At 62.2% G+C, this 15,070-nt stretch carries 16 protein-coding genes; 11 read left to right on the top strand and 5 right to left on the bottom strand.

The genetic code is table 11. The features are described 5' to 3' along the window. Both P8L30_07015 and P8L30_07020 read left to right on the top strand, forming a co-directional pair. A partial coding sequence (locus P8L30_07015; GenBank protein ID MDG2239936.1) for a hypothetical protein occupies positions 1 to 615 on the top strand: 615 nt, incomplete at its 5' end. 157 nt (positions 616 to 772) lie between these two features. Further along, positions 773 to 1,219 (top strand): hypothetical protein, encoded by a 447-nt coding sequence (locus P8L30_07020; protein MDG2239937.1) that lies wholly within the window; start codon positions 773 to 775, stop codon positions 1,217 to 1,219. A 12-nt stretch (positions 1,220 to 1,231) separates the two neighbouring features. Here the strand turns inward: P8L30_07020 and P8L30_07025 are convergent, their stop codons facing one another. Continuing rightward, complete coding sequence (locus P8L30_07025) at positions 1,232 to 2,503, bottom strand: anthrax toxin-like adenylyl cyclase domain-containing protein (protein MDG2239938.1); 1,272 nt, start codon at positions 2,501 to 2,503, stop codon at positions 1,232 to 1,234. Between the two features lie 232 nt (positions 2,504 to 2,735). On the opposite strand from P8L30_07025, the gene P8L30_07030 reads away from it, so the two are divergent. The 4 genes from P8L30_07030 (at position 2,736) to P8L30_07045 (ending at position 8,434) form a co-directional block, all read left to right on the top strand. Continuing rightward, positions 2,736 to 3,881, top strand: a complete 1,146-nt coding sequence (locus P8L30_07030) for a fumarylacetoacetate hydrolase family protein (GenBank protein MDG2239939.1) — start codon at positions 2,736 to 2,738, stop codon at positions 3,879 to 3,881. A 135-nt stretch (positions 3,882 to 4,016) separates the two neighbouring features. Then, positions 4,017 to 4,235, top strand: coding sequence for a hypothetical protein (locus P8L30_07035; GenBank protein ID MDG2239940.1), 219 nt, complete (start codon positions 4,017 to 4,019; stop codon positions 4,233 to 4,235). A gap of 541 nt (positions 4,236 to 4,776) precedes the next feature. After that, positions 4,777 to 6,984, top strand: a complete 2,208-nt coding sequence (locus P8L30_07040) for a TonB-dependent receptor (protein MDG2239941.1) — start codon at positions 4,777 to 4,779, stop codon at positions 6,982 to 6,984. Positions 6,985 to 7,090: 106 nt separating this feature from the next. After that, positions 7,091 to 8,434: a M24 family metallopeptidase gene (locus tag P8L30_07045; protein MDG2239942.1), complete on the top strand. Its 1,344-nt coding sequence runs from the start codon at positions 7,091 to 7,093 to the stop codon at positions 8,432 to 8,434. A gap of 26 nt (positions 8,435 to 8,460) precedes the next feature. Here the strand turns inward: P8L30_07045 and P8L30_07050 are convergent, their stop codons facing one another. Both P8L30_07050 and P8L30_07055 read right to left on the bottom strand, forming a co-directional pair. Beyond that, positions 8,461 to 9,798 (bottom strand): M24 family metallopeptidase, encoded by a 1,338-nt coding sequence (locus P8L30_07050; GenBank protein MDG2239943.1) that lies wholly within the window; start codon positions 9,796 to 9,798, stop codon positions 8,461 to 8,463. Positions 9,799 to 9,881: 83 nt separating this feature from the next. Next, on the bottom strand, positions 9,882 to 10,751 hold the full coding sequence (locus P8L30_07055; GenBank protein MDG2239944.1) for a radical SAM protein: 870 nt from the start codon (positions 10,749 to 10,751) through the stop codon (positions 9,882 to 9,884). 186 nt (positions 10,752 to 10,937) lie between these two features. On the opposite strand from P8L30_07055, the gene P8L30_07060 reads away from it, so the two are divergent. From P8L30_07060 to P8L30_07080, 5 genes are read left to right on the top strand one after another with little or no spacing between them, the layout of a single operon-like run. Next, positions 10,938 to 11,510, top strand: coding sequence for a RidA family protein (locus P8L30_07060; protein ID MDG2239945.1), 573 nt, complete (start codon positions 10,938 to 10,940; stop codon positions 11,508 to 11,510). Between the two features lie 32 nt (positions 11,511 to 11,542). Then, positions 11,543 to 11,953: a nuclear transport factor 2 family protein gene (locus P8L30_07065; protein ID MDG2239946.1), complete on the top strand. Its 411-nt coding sequence runs from the start codon at positions 11,543 to 11,545 to the stop codon at positions 11,951 to 11,953. Further along, positions 11,950 to 12,651, top strand: a complete 702-nt coding sequence (locus P8L30_07070; GenBank protein ID MDG2239947.1) for a M15 family metallopeptidase — start codon at positions 11,950 to 11,952, stop codon at positions 12,649 to 12,651. The genes P8L30_07065 and P8L30_07070 overlap by 4 nt, the downstream gene beginning before the upstream one ends. Beyond that, complete coding sequence (gene mpaA, locus P8L30_07075) at positions 12,648 to 13,343, top strand: murein tripeptide amidase MpaA (GenBank protein MDG2239948.1); 696 nt, start codon at positions 12,648 to 12,650, stop codon at positions 13,341 to 13,343. The genes P8L30_07070 and mpaA overlap by 4 nt, the downstream gene beginning before the upstream one ends. 9 nt (positions 13,344 to 13,352) lie before the next feature. Then, a complete protein-coding gene (locus P8L30_07080) occupies positions 13,353 to 14,585 on the top strand; it encodes a nucleoside recognition domain-containing protein (protein MDG2239949.1) in 1,233 nt (410 codons plus the stop codon). On the opposite strand, the gene P8L30_07085 is transcribed toward P8L30_07080, so the two are convergent. After that, positions 14,582 to 14,800 carry a hypothetical protein gene (locus P8L30_07085; GenBank protein ID MDG2239950.1) on the bottom strand — a complete coding sequence of 73 codons (219 nt, stop codon included), beginning with the start codon at positions 14,798 to 14,800 and terminating at the stop codon, positions 14,582 to 14,584. The genes P8L30_07080 and P8L30_07085 overlap by 4 nt on opposite strands. Beyond that, positions 14,775 to 15,062, bottom strand: coding sequence for an SRPBCC family protein (locus P8L30_07090; GenBank protein ID MDG2239951.1), 288 nt, complete (start codon positions 15,060 to 15,062; stop codon positions 14,775 to 14,777). The genes P8L30_07085 and P8L30_07090 overlap by 26 nt, the downstream gene beginning before the upstream one ends. Positions 15,063 to 15,070 lie beyond the last annotated feature (8 nt).

Consider the following 15,070-nt stretch of genomic DNA (forward strand, 5'->3'; position numbering starts at 1 on the left):
GACGGTGAGGCTGCTGAGGAGGACGGCGGGGACGCCGAGGAAGACGGCGAAGGTGCCGAGGAAGACAGCGAGGACGCTGAAGAAGACGGTGAGGCCGCTGAAGAAGACGGCGAGGCCGCCGAGGAAGACGGCGAGGCCGCCGAAGAAGACGGCGAGGCCGCTGAAGAAGACGGCGAGGCCGCTGAGGGAGACGGCGGGGACGCCGAGGAAGACGGCGGGGCTGCTGAAGAAGACGGCGAGGCCGCTGAGGAAGACGGCGGGGACGCCGAGGAAGACGGCGGGGCTGCTGAAGAAGACGGTGAGGCTGCTGAAGAAGACAGCGAGGCCGCTGAAGAAGACAGTGAGGACGCTGAGGAAGCCGATTCCTCTGAGGAACAGTCCGACTCTGCCGACGAAGACGCCGCAGATGAAGAGTCCGATGCTGCTGGAGAGGAATCCGACTCCAGTCAGGAAGACACAGAGGCTACCGGTGAAGAAGCGGACCCAGCAGACGGGGACCCCGACGCGGCCGAACAGAAGCTAGATGGCGATCTCGGTGATGGTGACAGGCAGTCGCTGCTTGACCGTCTGGAGGGGAAAGCCGAGGACGTCGATCCTGATCTAGGCGGGATTTAGCCAAGTACTGGCTCCGCTTACGTGGTACGGCTGCTGTCCTGATCGCGCGGCTCTCTCAACTCGGCATGAACAGGCTGCGGATGGCGAAGACCGCCGACCCGTTAAGCCTGATCGGGGCGGACGCCAAAGCGGGCCTCAATGCGATTCATCTGATGATGTGGAACATGATAAGGAGTGCATCAACGTCGGAGTCCTCTCCGCGGCAAAATGGGTAAGGGAAGCCGAGAAGACCCTGCTAGCGACCTCAGACGAATACGCCAAACTCGCGGCCGACCTGGCGGGCAAGGTCAAGTCCAAGACACCGAACCCGATGATGGTCAGGGCGGGAATAAGACTCGTGCTGAAAGACAACGCCTTTGATATCCAACACCGGCGCTTCGTGGCTCAAGGATCCAGCACCCTCAGGTCGATTGGGCTAAGCGTACCGGTCACTCGCCTCGTCAACACCTTCGCCAACAAGGGGATCGAAGCGGGCGAAGGGGCGGGCAAGTCTTTTGCCCTGAAACAGGTCCACTCCCTCATCTCTGAAGTTCTCCATAAGAAGCGTGTCCCGAAACAAGTCGCCGACCAGGCAGCTGATGGTCTGGTGGCCGCGATCGCCTAGGGTGGCTGGCCGCTACTGCGAGCGCGTCCGATGGATCGCGGGGTTGTCGTAGATGACATAGTCACCCTCGTAAGCCCGAACCCACTGGTTCCACCCAATGGACCCCTGCGAGGCCCCGCCAGTGCCGGTGGACACGATGAACTGCGGGTGCATTTCCCCCGGTACGAAGGCGATCAACTCCTCTTCTACGTCGCTCCGGAACGGGTTTCCCAAATCATCGTTGTGATGAATCATATCACCGCCCAGGTACCCTTTTTTACGGATGCGCCGGTTGAGTTCCCGCGCGGTATGTAGTGTAAGAGCCGAGATGTTTCCCTTCTCCCTGTCCTCCTTGTACGTGCCGTACCCGTGCTGAGTGCGTTCTACAGCTTGGTCCCGGGTTGCCTGCTGCAGCCGCCGGATGCGGTCACCGATGCCTTCAGACACCTTTCTCTTGGCCGATCTCTTGGCCGAGGAAAAGATCTGCATCTGTCGATCCATTCCGTGAGCCGCGAGCGAGTGGGTGCTCGCGACGGAGGAGCCCTTCTTCGGGAAGACGCCCCAAAGATCGTAGTCACCTGCACAACACTGCCGATGAGGGTCCGTTGCGGATCCCGACTTGGCGGTGTTCGTCATCGCCCGAACCAATGTCCACTGCCCTCCTTTTTCCTGTACTATCTTACCGCCCTGCTCGTGGAAGCTGTCCTGGTGTTGAATTCCCCACCGCGCGGCACTTCCTGTCTTGAGATCGACGAGTCTGAAGTTCATGGGCCCGAATGGTGAGTTGCACGAGACCATCCCGCCGTCCCTGACGTGCAGAAAATCGATCACTTGCTGGGACCGCAGGTATTCCAGTCTCGGGGCGGACAGCTTCAGAATATCGGGAGCGGCCATCGATGAGTGCTGGTGGATGTGCCCGTCGGGTGGAGCATTGATGCCTCCGTCGTCGGTCGCCCCAAAGCCGGTGTCGGATCTACCGTGGGCGAAGAATTTTTGCTGCTTCTTCACAGCCTTCGGATCTGCGCCGGAGATCATCTTCGAGTATTGGACGTGGCTCATGGCGAAGCCCGCGAAGGGCCCCCAGTCACAGCTCTTCGCCTTGATCCCGAAGCCCTTCGACGAGTAGCCCTCATCGAGCAGGCCGATGGCGACGGTTGCGGCACACCGGGACACGATGATCCGCTCGAAGTCGTCCGCGACGAATTGGATGGCGAGGCCGTGTGCCGGATGGAAGCCAGCTCGCTCAAGAATCTTCCCGGCTGGCCCCGGAACGATCCACACCCCAGAGTTCGTGATTTTTGGCATGAAATCTCGGTAAGCTGGCCCCGTCGACCATTTGGTCGCAGGCTGTCCAGTTGAGGCACGGACTTTGTTAGAGGTCGCGTAGGATTGAATCTATTCTTGCTCAACATCGGACGCGAGACGACGTGGCCGTGATGTTGGTCTCGTGGCGCAGCAGCCGCGACCGATTGACACAAACACGCTCACACCGGCACTCTCATTCGCCCCGCAACTTCAACGCACGACGAGGTACAAGATGCGCAGCCGACTGGCACTCACGCTCTTCGTTTTCCTGGCGATCGCCCCGCCGACATTCGCCCAGATGAGCGTGGCCGAGCCGTTCAAGGTGGGCACCTTCGAGATCGACGGCATCGCGCAGGTCGGGATCGTGCTCCGGGACCAGCACATCGTAGAGCTGGCCAGGGCGAACGAGGCGCTCGAGCGGAATGCGGAGTACCCGGCGATTCCACTGCCAGCGGACATGCTCGAGCTCATCTCGCGCTACGAATACGGCATGAAGGCTCGCCTCTACGAGTTGGTGACCCACCTCGTCGAGAACGACATGATCACGGGTACACGACCGGACTACGTCTACGACCTGAGTGAGGTCGGGACGCTTCCGCCGATCATGTATCCCGGGAAGATCTTGAACGCCGCCGTGAACTTCTATAGCCACGTGAACGAGTCGGGCTCGGACGAGGACCGGACAGAGGCCCGTCGTCAGCGGCGAGAGAACCGAGGCATACCCTACCTCTTTCTCAAGCCGAGCCGCGGTGCCGTAGTCGGAAACGGGGCCCAGATCGTCCTCCCGTATGGTCGAACCCAGATCGACTGGGAAGTCGAGTTGGGCGCCGTCATCGGGCGGGCGGGGAAGTACATCTCTGCCGACGATGCAGAAGCGCACATCTTCGGCTACACCGTCACGATGGACATCTCGGATCGCGGGGGCCGTCCGCCGGGCGGCAACCCGCTGACGTCGGATTGGTTCGTTGGGAAGGGCCACGACACATTCGCTCCCATGGGCCCCTGGATCGTGCCGAAGGAGTTCTACGGCAACCCGATGGAGATCCTCCGACAGACGCTCAACGTCGGTGACGAGGTCATGCAGGAGGCCACGGCGGGCGACATGATCCACACGCTGTGGGAGGTGGTCGAATACGGATCGTCCATCATTACGCTTTATCCCGGCGACGTGATCAACAACGGCACATCGGGCGGCACCGGTGCGGGCACCGCGGTGCGCGGTGAGCAGCGCTTCCTGCAGGCCGGCGAAGTCGTGTCCGGTACGATCGACGGAATCGGTACGCTGATTATGCCGGTCATCGCGGAGGATGCGCCACAGGGACTGACGGGTGCCCAGCTCACTCCCGTCTGCGACTACCGGGAATGTAGGGGGCGATGAGCTGATGGATCGGGCAAGTTTTCTTGGTGCGGCCGCTACCTATCACACATGTCGAATCGTTAGGCATGCAACCTTCGTAGGCCCGCAGAGTTCAAAGTAGTTAGACGGCGACCACATTAGACTGAGACCGACTCAATGCGCTTTGCAGCGGCGGCTACCGCAACAGGAGTCGTTGGCTTCCTGCTTTTGGAAGCCCTCAAGATCCTGTTGGCTCCCGCGGCCCTCTGGGTGCTGGGCATGGCAATGATGGTGGTCAAGGTCGTGGCCCTAGGGTTCGTTGTGGTTCTGGCATTGGCCGGCTCGGTTTGGGCATTCCGCAGGTGGTCCCGAGACAGCAGCGAGATCCTGGCCTAGAGGCCTTCTCTCCCCTAGCAGTCGCAGGATCCCGGCAGGCATCGACGATCTCCTGCTCGAATTTCCCTGGATCTTTGAGTGCCGCCCAGAAGCCTTCCAAGTAGTCGAGGGCCCCACGACGTCGTCTGCCTCAGGCAGAGGGAAGCTCCTGAACACTCTTCGACCTGCAGGCGCTTGGAGCCGAACAGCGCGGCCACTACGTCGGCGTTGGCGGGCTCAGTGACCCATCTCACCCACTGGAGCTGTTCCTGGTAGAAACCGAGATCGTAGCCGCGCCCCCCGCACTCCAGGTAGACGTTCAGGTGATCGGTTGCGGGGGTGTTCCTCACGAATTGGGCAGCCAACTTCTGCGGAGTGAGCGCTAGAAGAGCGGCGCATGCGAGTCGGATCGAGAGCCCTGGCCGCAGGTGCCGCACATCGGGCGAAGGGTTTGGGCGGCGAGACGCATGCGCTCAAGACGCAGTTCAGTTAGGCAAGCCGCGAGCCGGTGGGGCGCTCAGCCCTCTGGGACTCACCTGTGGTACCAGCTAGGATGTTGCAGGTGGTATGGGCGCCAACCCTCTTGATGGAAGCGAAGCAACGCGTGGTGAACGGATTGAGGGCCCATCTGCCCGTCCTCTTGGCCTTCGTCATCGGCTCAGGTGTCTTCCTCCCCGCGGCGCTCGTCGCCCAGGCCGTCGGAGTCACGGTCAGCGTGGTGAGCGGCTCTGGTCCAGTCGAGGGAGTCGAGGTTACGGTCGGGTCCTTGGGAGTCCTCACAGATGAAAATGGCGAGGTGGTACTCCGCCTCCCTACTGGAGAGCACTCCATCGTGGCCAGCAGAATCGGCTTCGCGGACTCTCGAGTGTCCGTCGTCCTGACCGCTCTGCGCGACACCGCCGTTGTCATCGAACTCGAAGAAGAGGCCGTCGAGACCGAAGGCATCATCGTCGCTTCCACGCGCACGGACCGGCGGATCGAAGAAGAGCCGATGCGCGTCGAGGTCGTCAATCGCGAAGAGGTAGAGGAGAAGCTCCTCATGACCCCGGGCGACATCGCGATGCTCCTCAACGAGACGGCCGGCCTCCGCGTTCAGCCCACGGCGCCCTCGCTTGGTGGCGCGAGCGTGCGAATTCAGGGGCTGCGTGGGCGGTACACTCAGATTCTTTCTGATGGTCTGCCGCTCTATGGCGGCCAAGCCGGTGCACTGGGCCCGCTGCAGGTACCACCAATGGATCTGGCCCAGGTCGAGGTGATCAAGGGCGCGGCTTCGGCCCTATATGGATCAACGGCTCTCGGAGGTGTGGTCAATCTCATCTCTCGGAGACCGGCCAACGAAAGGGAGCTCTTGGTCAACGAGAGCTCGATGGATGGAACCGACGTCGTGGGATGGATGTCGGACGACATGAACGAGGATTGGGGATACACCCTGCTCACCAGCGTGCATCGTCAGGGCTTCACCGATGTCGATACGGATGGATGGGCTGACCTTCCACGCTTCCGCCGGGCCGTGGCACGGCCCCGGTTCTTCTGGAACAATCAGGAGGGCGGTTCGGCGATGTTCACCGTGGGTGGCATGGTCGAGGAGCGAGCAGGGGGCACGCTACCCGGGAGCCTGACTCCCGCCGGGACGGTGTTTCGCGAAGGACTCGACACCAAGCGCCTCGATGGCGGTTTCGTGGGGCGCATCCTCACCTCAGACACACGCTCCATCTCCGCTCGTGCGTCTGCATCCGTGCAGGGTCACGATCACGAATTCGGGTCACGGCTCGAGCGGGACACACACACGACCGGCTTCGCGGAGCTGGCGATGTCCGGGCACGACGCGGATCACCTATGGGTGGTCGGGGCTGCGGTTCAGTACGACGGATACGACGCACAGGATGTGCCGGGGTTCGACTTCGACTACGTCGTACCGGCCTTGTTTGCGCAGGACGAGTACGCCCCGACCGACTGGCTCGCTATTGCAGCCAGTGCCCGCCTGGATCAACACAGTGAGTACGGGACGAGGGTGAGCCCGAGAGTATCGCTGTTGGTCCGGCCCTCTGAGTGGATCATGCGTCTGTCCGCCGGGACCGGCTACTTCGCTCCGACGCCCTTTACGGAAGAGACTGAGGCGGTCGGCCTGAGTCGTCTGGTGCCCAACACCGGCTTGGGCGTCGAGCGTGCGAAGAGTGCAATGATCGACGTGGGCCGGGTCTTTGGCCCGTTGGAAGTCAACGTGAGTGCGTTCGGATCAGAGATCGATGATCCGCTCGTCACGCGTCGGGTAGGTGAGACGCTGGTCCTCGAGAATTCAGCCGAGCCGGTTCGCACTTGGGGCACCGAGGTCTTGGCTCGAGTGCGCCACGGCCCTCTTCGTCTGATCGCGACACATGCCTACCTCCGATCCACGGAGCTGGACCTCTACAGCCCCGGCCGCCGAGAGGTGCCCCTGACGCCACGCCACTCGGCTGGTCTCGTCGCCGCATGGGAAGTAGAGGACGTGGGACGGGCAGGCCTCGAGTTCTACTTCACGGGGCGTCAGGAGTTAGATGACAATCCGTACCGCGATGTGTCGAAGTCGCATGCGGTTGTTGGTTTCTTGGTCGACCGGCGCTTCGGGCGGTATCGGTTGTTCTTCAATGCGGAGAACATCCTCGATACTCGCCAGACCGGCTTCGACTCACTCGTTCGACCGTCGCAAACCCTGGACGGCCGCTGGATCACCGACGTTTGGGCCCCTCTGGATGGGCGGTCGTTCAACGGGGGTGTCTGGATCACGTTCTAGCGCGTTGCAGATGCGTCGCTCGCCTCAGCTGAGTGCTTGCGACAAGTTGTGCTCCGGCCGCGGCCGCGACGCGACGCTGTGGTACCCTCTGTCTCAGGAGCACCGAGTGCGGACTCCCTACGTTCTTCTGTGTGCTGCATCTCTCGGCCTGACCGCATGCGGGGCTCCGGGCGCACCCGCGGTCGCGTCAGACGGGCCGGCCCTCCTCACATGGTCCGAGCAGATGGCGGTGCGCGACCAGTGGCTCACGCAGCGTCACGATGCTCTCCTCCCCATGATGCGCCGGCACGGCATCGGGATGTGGATCGTGGTCAACGAGGAATTCCACGACGATCCGCTTACCGAGTACGTCGCTCCCGCACGTCCGTACACGGGGCGCCGTGACGTCTATGTGTTCGTCGATGCCGGGGACGCAGGGCTTCGGAAGGTGGCGGCCGTCGGCTATTGGGAGGAGACGGTCGCGAGCTTCTTTGAGGCGCCCGTGGATCCCGACCCGGCCAACGTTGTCCTGCAGAACCTCTATGAAGAGCACCAACCGGCGACGATCGGGCTCGGTATCGGGGGCAGCCGTGGCATGACACGAAGCCTGACCCACGACTCCTACGCGTTCCTAGCGAATGCCATGGGCCCTGAGGCCGAAGCGCGCTTCGTGAGCGCCGCACCGCTCATCGAGGAGTACCTCGCGACGCGCCTGCCTTCCGAGTTCGCCCACTATGAGCAGCTGGTGGCTCTGACGGAGGCGATCACGAAAACAGCCTTTTCGGGCGAGGTCATCACGCCCGGCACGACGACCGTGGGTGACGTGCGCCGCTTCATGTACGACGAGTTGTGGCGCAACGGGGTGGGGACTTGGTTCCAACCGGACCTCCGTGTTCAACGTCACGCGTTGGCGGAGGTCGGATCCCGTGGGTTCCTGGCCGTCGCATCCGAAACGACTGTGATCGAGCCGGGCGACCTCATCCACGTCGACTTCGGGATCTCGTACATGGGGCTCGACAGCGATTGGCAGAAGATGGCGTACGTGCTGGGGCCGGATGAAGACGACGCGCCGGATGGACTCAAGGCCGCGTTCGCGAACACGGTAGCGTTGCAGGATGCGCTGACGCTCCGCGCGTCGCGCCCCGGTCGCACGGCGGGCGAGGCTTATACGGCTGCGATGGAGGAGGTCGAGCAACTCGGCATCGAGGCGCAGATCTATTCGCATCCCTTGGGCAACCACGGACACGGCATGGGGCCGAGCATCGACTTTCGCAGCGCGGGTCGGTCAGACGCCACGTCGAAGCCGCTCGTCGAGGGCTCGTACATCTCCATCGAACTGAACACGAAGACAGCGGTAGCGGAGTGGGACGGGCAGGACGTGTACATCATGCAGGAGGACCCCGCCTTCCTCACCCCGGACGGGTGGCGTTTCTTCCGGCCTCGTCAGGAGGCGTTCTACCTCATTCGTTGAGGATGCGCTGAAGTGCTAGAAGCGCTTCAGCGAATCAGGTAGAACTCAGTCTGTCTCCCATCGACCCAATCCCACCCGTCCTCTAACAGTGCCGCGTCTTCCTCCAGCGCGAAACGCACGGATTGCCCGTCCCACTCCGGCACGTCGTAGCGCGCATTCAATTCGATGGAGTGCCAGGTGTTCGGACGCAGCTGATAGTCACCGCGGACGGGAACCCCAGTCTGGTAGTCCGTCATCCCTATTGGCGGGCCCGCGGCGTGTCCGTGGTATCCGATGGGGTGACAGTAGATCGTCGCTTGGAGGCCTTCGGTTGCGGCTTGGGCGAGCGCCCCGGCCAGGGCCTCGTTCCCCGTCGTGCCGGCAGGGCCGTTCATCATCGTCAGGTCCTGGAGCCGGTTCGCGCGGCGCAGACCTTCCTTGAGCCCCTCGGGTGCGTCGGTCTCTCCGGGCAGAAGCACGTACGCGTTGTGTTGCGTGTCGGTGGAGTAGCCCAGACCAATAATGCCGAAGTCGGTGTGCAGCATGTCTCCGCGTTCGATGACCGTGCCGTGCGCACCGGCCTCCGGGACTCCCCCGCGCCGCTGCACGTTCACAGACGGATGGAACCACTGCCCGAGCCCGAGCTCAGCGACCCGCTGACGCATCCACCAGACGACGTCCTGATTCGTCGTCACACCCGGGACGATCACCTCGTTGGAGAACGCTTCCGCGATGATCTGATGAGCAACACGCATCACGCTACGGTACTGATCCGTCTCCCGCGGCAGCTTCGCCTCGAGCCAACTCACGGCGAGCATCTCGGCGGATTCGAGCCGGTCCACGTACTTGTCGCTCAATGCGCCCTCTAGGCGCATGTACTCGTTGTGCGTGAGCCCGTCCGCGTGATTCCACCTGTCGGACACGTTGATCCCAATGCGCTGCGGGTCACGCTCCTCGATGAGGCGCGCGAGGTTCACGTACTGCGAGTCGTTGTGCGTCCGATACACGTCGAAGACGCCCTGATAGTCCGAGCGACCGACGCTGAGGCGTTCCACTCCCTGACCGGGACCGAGATCGTGGAACATGATGATGGTCCTACGCCGCGAAGAGTAGGTCGTGATGGGCGCCATCGAACGGAAGACCGGGTCCGAGTTGTACTCCCGCGTGATCACGAGCCACATGTCGAAGCCTTCTCGGCGCATCAACTCCGGCAGGAGCTCGTCGAACCGATCCGTGATGCGCTCCTTGATCAACGGATCTTCCTGGCGATGTGTCAGGACGACGTTGTCGGGGCGTGTCTGCTCGGCGCGTGGGAGCTGAGCGGCTGCCGGGCTCGCGACGAGGAGGAGCGAGAGGACAAGGAGGAGCGTGCGTGTAGGGGTCATCGGGGTCTGTCTCGGAGTGCGGATCGACTGAGGATCCATGCACAATGAGACGCCTCGCCATTGTACGCGAGCGGGGGGGCGGCCTACAAGCCGCGCATGTGCTCCGGCCGGAGCGGGATTTCGCCAGCCAGTGCCGCGTCCAACGCAGCAACCATGCGCTCTCGGTCCTGCGGCAGTCGCCCGCCGATCGGTACGTAATTCGATGCGTGGTTTGTGCGGAAGAGTGCGTTGGAGGGCCGCGCCTCGTGGACGATCGTGCGTAGCTCGGTAAGGAGCCCGTTCACGTCCGGAAGTTCGAAGCGTCCCTTCTCCATCATCCTCTGAAGGGGTGTGCCGGGGATGATGGTCAGCGTCAGCGATGCGAGATACTCAGGGTCCATCGCGGTGACGAGACGTGCCGTCGCTTTCGCATGTTCTGCGCTCCGCTCGACTCCGCCGGCTCCGAGGAGAGTGATCATACTCAGCTCGAGCCCCGCGGCATGAGTCTTGGCGGCCGCGTTTGCATGGTCGTCGAATGTCCCGCCCTTCACGAGCCGACGTAGTGTCTCGTCGTCTCCGGACTCTGGTCCGATGTAGAGGAGCGTCAGCCCCGCTTCGCGCAGCTGTTCGAGTTCAGCCTCGGTCTTCTCGAGCACGTTCCCGGCCGTGGCATAACAGGCGACTTGGCGGAGGAGCGGGAAGGCACTCTTGACGGCCTCGAGAACGGTAAGCCATCGATCGACGTCCATGACGAGTGCGTCGCCGTCCGCGACGAAGACCTTTTCTACGTCGTTGTAGAGTTGGCCGGCAGCCTCGACATCCTCGAGGACTTCGGGCAAGGGGCGTTCCCGGAAGTCCACGCCGCGGTACATGTCGCAGTACGTACACAGGTTGTGTGAACAACCGATGGTCGCTTGCATGATGTACGAGCGCGCCTCAGACGGCGGTCGGTAGACTTTGCCTTCGTAGCGCATGCGAGAAGTGTCTCTACGACTAGTTGATGGAGAAGTCCGGGACCGTGGGGCCGCATTTGGAAACATTCTATGCTCTCCACAGGTCAGCAAGTGACTGTGATGCCTGAGGGCTCTCCACTTGTTCAATCGACGGGGGCACCGCAAGCTCGGGTGAGCCCGCATCCACCAACAAAATTGAGTCATCCCATGCCCAATCTCCCGACCCGCCGCCGATTCTTTGGCGGCGCTGCGACCGCCGCCCTCGGATTCATGCTCCCGGAGCGCTTGATAGCGGTCACCGGACGCCCTCAGGTACGCCCCGAAGCCCGCCTCGCCGAACTCGGAATCGTCTTGCCGACACCGGTTGCTCCGGTCGCCACTTATGTGCCCACGGTCTTGGTGGGGAACGTTCTTTATGCTGCTGGACACACACCTCGCATGCCTGATGGCTCACCCGGTTTTCAGGGTAAGGTGGGAGACGATTATTCCCTAGAAGAAGGGCGTGCTGCCGCGTACCAATGCGGGTTGAACATCCTCGCCACGGTGCGGAACGCCTTGGGCAGCTTGGATCGTGTAGAGAGACTCATACGCACCTTCGGAATGGTGAACGCGACGCCTGATTTCACCCAACAGCCACAAGTCATCAATGGCTTCAGTGACTTCATGGTTGATATTTTTGGCGAAGAAGCGGGTAAGGGGACACGTGCGGCGGTGGGCATGGGCTCGCTACCGGGTGGCATGGCAGCCGAAATCGAAACGTACTGGGTGGTAAGGAACTGATCGGAATGGGACGATGTGGATCACGAGTACTTATGATGGCTGCGGTTGTCGTCGCCCTAGCACCGGATTCGGCCTCGGCGCAGTTCGATGGGCCAGAGGCTCAAGAGGTCCGAGCTCGTGAGGTCGCGTTTGCGAAGACTATGGCCGACCGAGACTTCGAGGCGTTCCTGACGTTCATCGCACCTGATGCTGTCTTCTTCGCCGGCCATCGGCCACAACGAGGCCGGACCGTCATTGGCGATGTGAGGCGATCCCTCTTCGAAGGTGACGGTGCTCCTTTTGCTTGGGGCTCTGACCTCGTGCAGGTGATGGACTCCGGAGATGTAGCCTTCTCCTCTGGGCCCGTGACGAGGCCGGACGGGGAGTCTACGTCTCAATTCAACTCCATCTGGCTGAAAGCCGACGATGAAGTTTGGTACGTGGTGTTGGACAAGGGCTCGTGAGCGACAGCACGATCTCCACGGGCCGTGACGAGTCACACCTCTGCTCGGCGGTCCAAAGCGAACGCCTGGGTGTTCGACTTCACAGGAGTGTCGTCGATCCGTTTCTGCGACTTCGCGACGAGGCTGCGATATCTGGGTTCGACCTCACGGTGCTGAGCGGTTTTCGCGCGTTCGATCACCAACTCTCCATCTGGAATCGCAAAGCCCGTGGCGACCTAGCCGTGCTGGATTCGGCGGCAGAGCCTCTTTCGATTCACGAGTTGAGCCCGGCGGAGTGGGTGTACGCCATCCTCAGGTGGTCCGCGCTGCCAGGTGCCTCGCGACACCATTGGGGCACGGACTTGGATGTCTATGACCACGCGGCCCGACCCGAGGGATATGAGATCGAGTTGATCCCTGAAGAGGTGGACTCTGGAGGGATGTTCGGCCCGCTGCACGATTGGCTCGATGAGCGTATATCTGCGGAGACGGCGGAGGGTTTTTTTCGCCCGTACGATCGCGATCGAGGAGGTGTAGCGCCGGAACGCTGGCATCTGAGCCATGAGCCGACGGCCTCGTCGCTCGAAGAAGCACTCTCCGTCGGCACGTTACGTGCTGTGCTCCAGAATGCGGATCTCGAATTGAAAGACGTGGTCCTCGGACACCTGGACGACATCTATGAACGCTTCGTCATCAACACGAACCGGATGACCGCTTGACCCTTCGCCCGAGACAGGACCGCGGCACGCTCGCTTCGGCGCCCGACGTATATGGGCGCTCCCACTTGGGAGCGCCTCTTGAAGTCTGGCGCCCATCGGGTCCCTGTGAGCTGCTGGTATTCGCTGCGATCCACGGTGAGGAAGGTGAGACCACGAGCGCTTTGTCCCGCGCGCTTCGTGCCCTGGGCGAACCGTCTCCGCACTGTGCGGTTGTGCTCGCAGCCAATCCGGATGGCTTGAGTCGCGGCACCCGTTGCAACGCCCGTGGCGTCGAGCTCAACAGGAACTTCCCGACCCGTGATTGGCAGCCCGACGCGGTCATGCACCGATCGACGCTTGATGCCCCACGTGACGTCGCCCTCAGTCCCGGCGACGGGCCGGGCTCGGAACCGGAGACCCAAGGGCTCATCCAGCTCATCCAGGCACTCGAGCCCAATGCGGTTGTCGCGCTCCACGCTCCGTTGGCGTGCATCGATGACCCGAACGACTCGGCCCTGGGGCGATGGCTCGCCGAACGAACGGAGCTTCCGCTCGTTCCGGACGTTGGATATCCCACGCCGGGTTCGTTCGGAACGTGGGGTGCGGAGCAGGGGCTGCCCGTCGTCACGTACGAGTTTGGGCAGACCACACCGGACGGAGCCGCGGCCGAGCATGTGCCGGTCTTGGTCGATCTCTTGAGCCAGCGGATCTAGGCAGAGCCCATGGTCCTCAACGTCATCTGGGTCGGCTTCTTCCTCGTCGCCTTTGCCGTAGCAGCGGTGAAGCTGCTCTTCATGGGCGACACGCAGGTCTTCAGTTCAATGGTCACGGCCACCTTCGATATGGCCGAGACCGCCTTCGAGATTTCACTGGGCCTGACCGGAGTGCTGACCCTTTGGTTGGGTCTGATGCGGGTAGGGGAGAAGGGCGGTGTGATCGCGGCCCTGTCCAAGGTCGTTCGGCCGTTCTTCCATCGGATCTTCCCGGAGATCCCGAAAAACCACCCGGTTCACGGCTCCATGGTCATGAACTTCGCCGCCAATATGTTGGGCCTGGACAATGCCGCGACGCCTTTGGGCCTGAAGGCGATGCAGGAGCTGCAGGAACTGAACCCGAGTGACGATACGGCGTCGAACGCTCAGATCATGTTCCTCGTGCTGAACACATCCGGACTGACGCTCATCCCGATCAGCGTCATGGTGTATCGCGCTCAAATGGGTGCAGCGAACCCGTCGGACGTCTTCCTTCCCATTCTGCTGACCACATTCTTCTCCACGATGGCGGGTCTTATCTCTGTCGCCATCGTGCAGCGCATCAACCTGTTCGACCGCGTCGTGATGGGCTATATGGGCGGGCTGACTGCTCTGATTGCGGGGATGCTCTTCTACTTCTCGCGGTTGCCGCAGGAGCAGGTCCAGCTGGTGTCGACCGTCGTGGCGAACGTTTTGCTCTTCGGCATCATCACCCTCTTCATCCTGATGGCTGCCATCAAACGAGTGAACGTCTACGAGGCGTTCATCGAGGGGGCGAAGGAAGGCTTCCCGGTGGTCATCAAGATCATTCCATACTTGGTTGCGATTCTGGTGGGCATTGGGGTGTTCCGGGCGTCAGGCGCCATGGATCTCTTGGTGGGGGGGATCGGTTGGAGCTTCGCGATGGTGGGGATGAACACTGATTTCATCGAAGCGTTGCCCACGGCGCTGATGAAACCCCTGAGTGGAAGCGGTGCACGCGGTATGATGGTTGATGCCATGCAGACCCACGGCGCCGACTCGTTCATTGGCCGACTGACGAGCACGTTCCAGGGGTCTACCGACACGACGTTCTACATCATCGCGCTCTATTTCGGGTCGGTTTCCATCAAGAAGACCCGACATGCCGTGGCCTGCGGCCTCATCGCGGACGGCACGGCCATCGTAGCAGGGATCTTCATCGGGTACGTGTTCTTCTACTAGGGTGCCTGCTGCAGGTCAGAAGATTGCTTCGCGTATGTTGCGATGCGCTCGCTTTCACGCTGAAGCGCCTTGGCCATACCGCCAATACCCTTCTTCATCTGCGTGTCGGTATCACCCTTCTTGGCGCGGCCCCGAAAAATGAGCTTATAGCTGTAGTGAATACTGAGCGCGGTGCCTCCTTCGTGTGGGTCAATCGTGAAGTCGGCGGTCGGCACCTGAGATCGGCAGCTTGAAGGGCTCGTAGAGGATGACGGTCATGCGTTGATTCGGCTCATACCCGTCGATGCGTTCGTGGACGCCGCGAAGCGGGGCGAAGTCGCAGTGCCTGGTAGAGCCTAGGCTCACGGGTCCCTCTGAAGTCAGCTCGGACGCGGTCACGCCGGGGCTCCACTCATGGATGGCTCCGAAGTCGTCGAGTGCCTCCCAGGCCTTCTCTACAGGTGCGTCGATCTGGCGTGTGATCGTGAAGCCCGGCACTGGTGGGG

It is taken from the genome of Longimicrobiales bacterium, from assembly GCA_029245345.1.
GTDB lineage: Bacteria > Gemmatimonadota > Gemmatimonadetes > Longimicrobiales > Gaopeijiaceae > CALFPJ01.

What these genes read in the sequence shown, in the direction of transcription:
- P8L30_07025 (MDG2239938.1), bottom strand. Translation starts at nt 2,503, where the DNA reads ATGCCAAAAATCACGAACTCTGGGGTGTGGATCGTTCCGGGGCCAGCC.
- P8L30_07060 (MDG2239945.1), top strand. Translation starts at nt 10,938, where the DNA reads ATGCCCAATCTCCCGACCCGCCGCCGATTCTTTGGCGGCGCTGCGACC.
- P8L30_07055 (MDG2239944.1), bottom strand. Translation starts at nt 10,751, where the DNA reads ATGCGCTACGAAGGCAAAGTCTACCGACCGCCGTCTGAGGCGCGCTCG.
- P8L30_07065 (MDG2239946.1), top strand. Translation starts at nt 11,543, where the DNA reads ATGATGGCTGCGGTTGTCGTCGCCCTAGCACCGGATTCGGCCTCGGCG.
- P8L30_07080 (MDG2239949.1), top strand. Translation starts at nt 13,353, where the DNA reads ATGGTCCTCAACGTCATCTGGGTCGGCTTCTTCCTCGTCGCCTTTGCC.
- P8L30_07030 (MDG2239939.1), top strand. Translation starts at nt 2,736, where the DNA reads ATGCGCAGCCGACTGGCACTCACGCTCTTCGTTTTCCTGGCGATCGCC.
- P8L30_07050 (MDG2239943.1), bottom strand. Translation starts at nt 9,798, where the DNA reads ATGACCCCTACACGCACGCTCCTCCTTGTCCTCTCGCTCCTCCTCGTC.
- P8L30_07035 (MDG2239940.1), top strand. Translation starts at nt 4,017, where the DNA reads ATGCGCTTTGCAGCGGCGGCTACCGCAACAGGAGTCGTTGGCTTCCTG.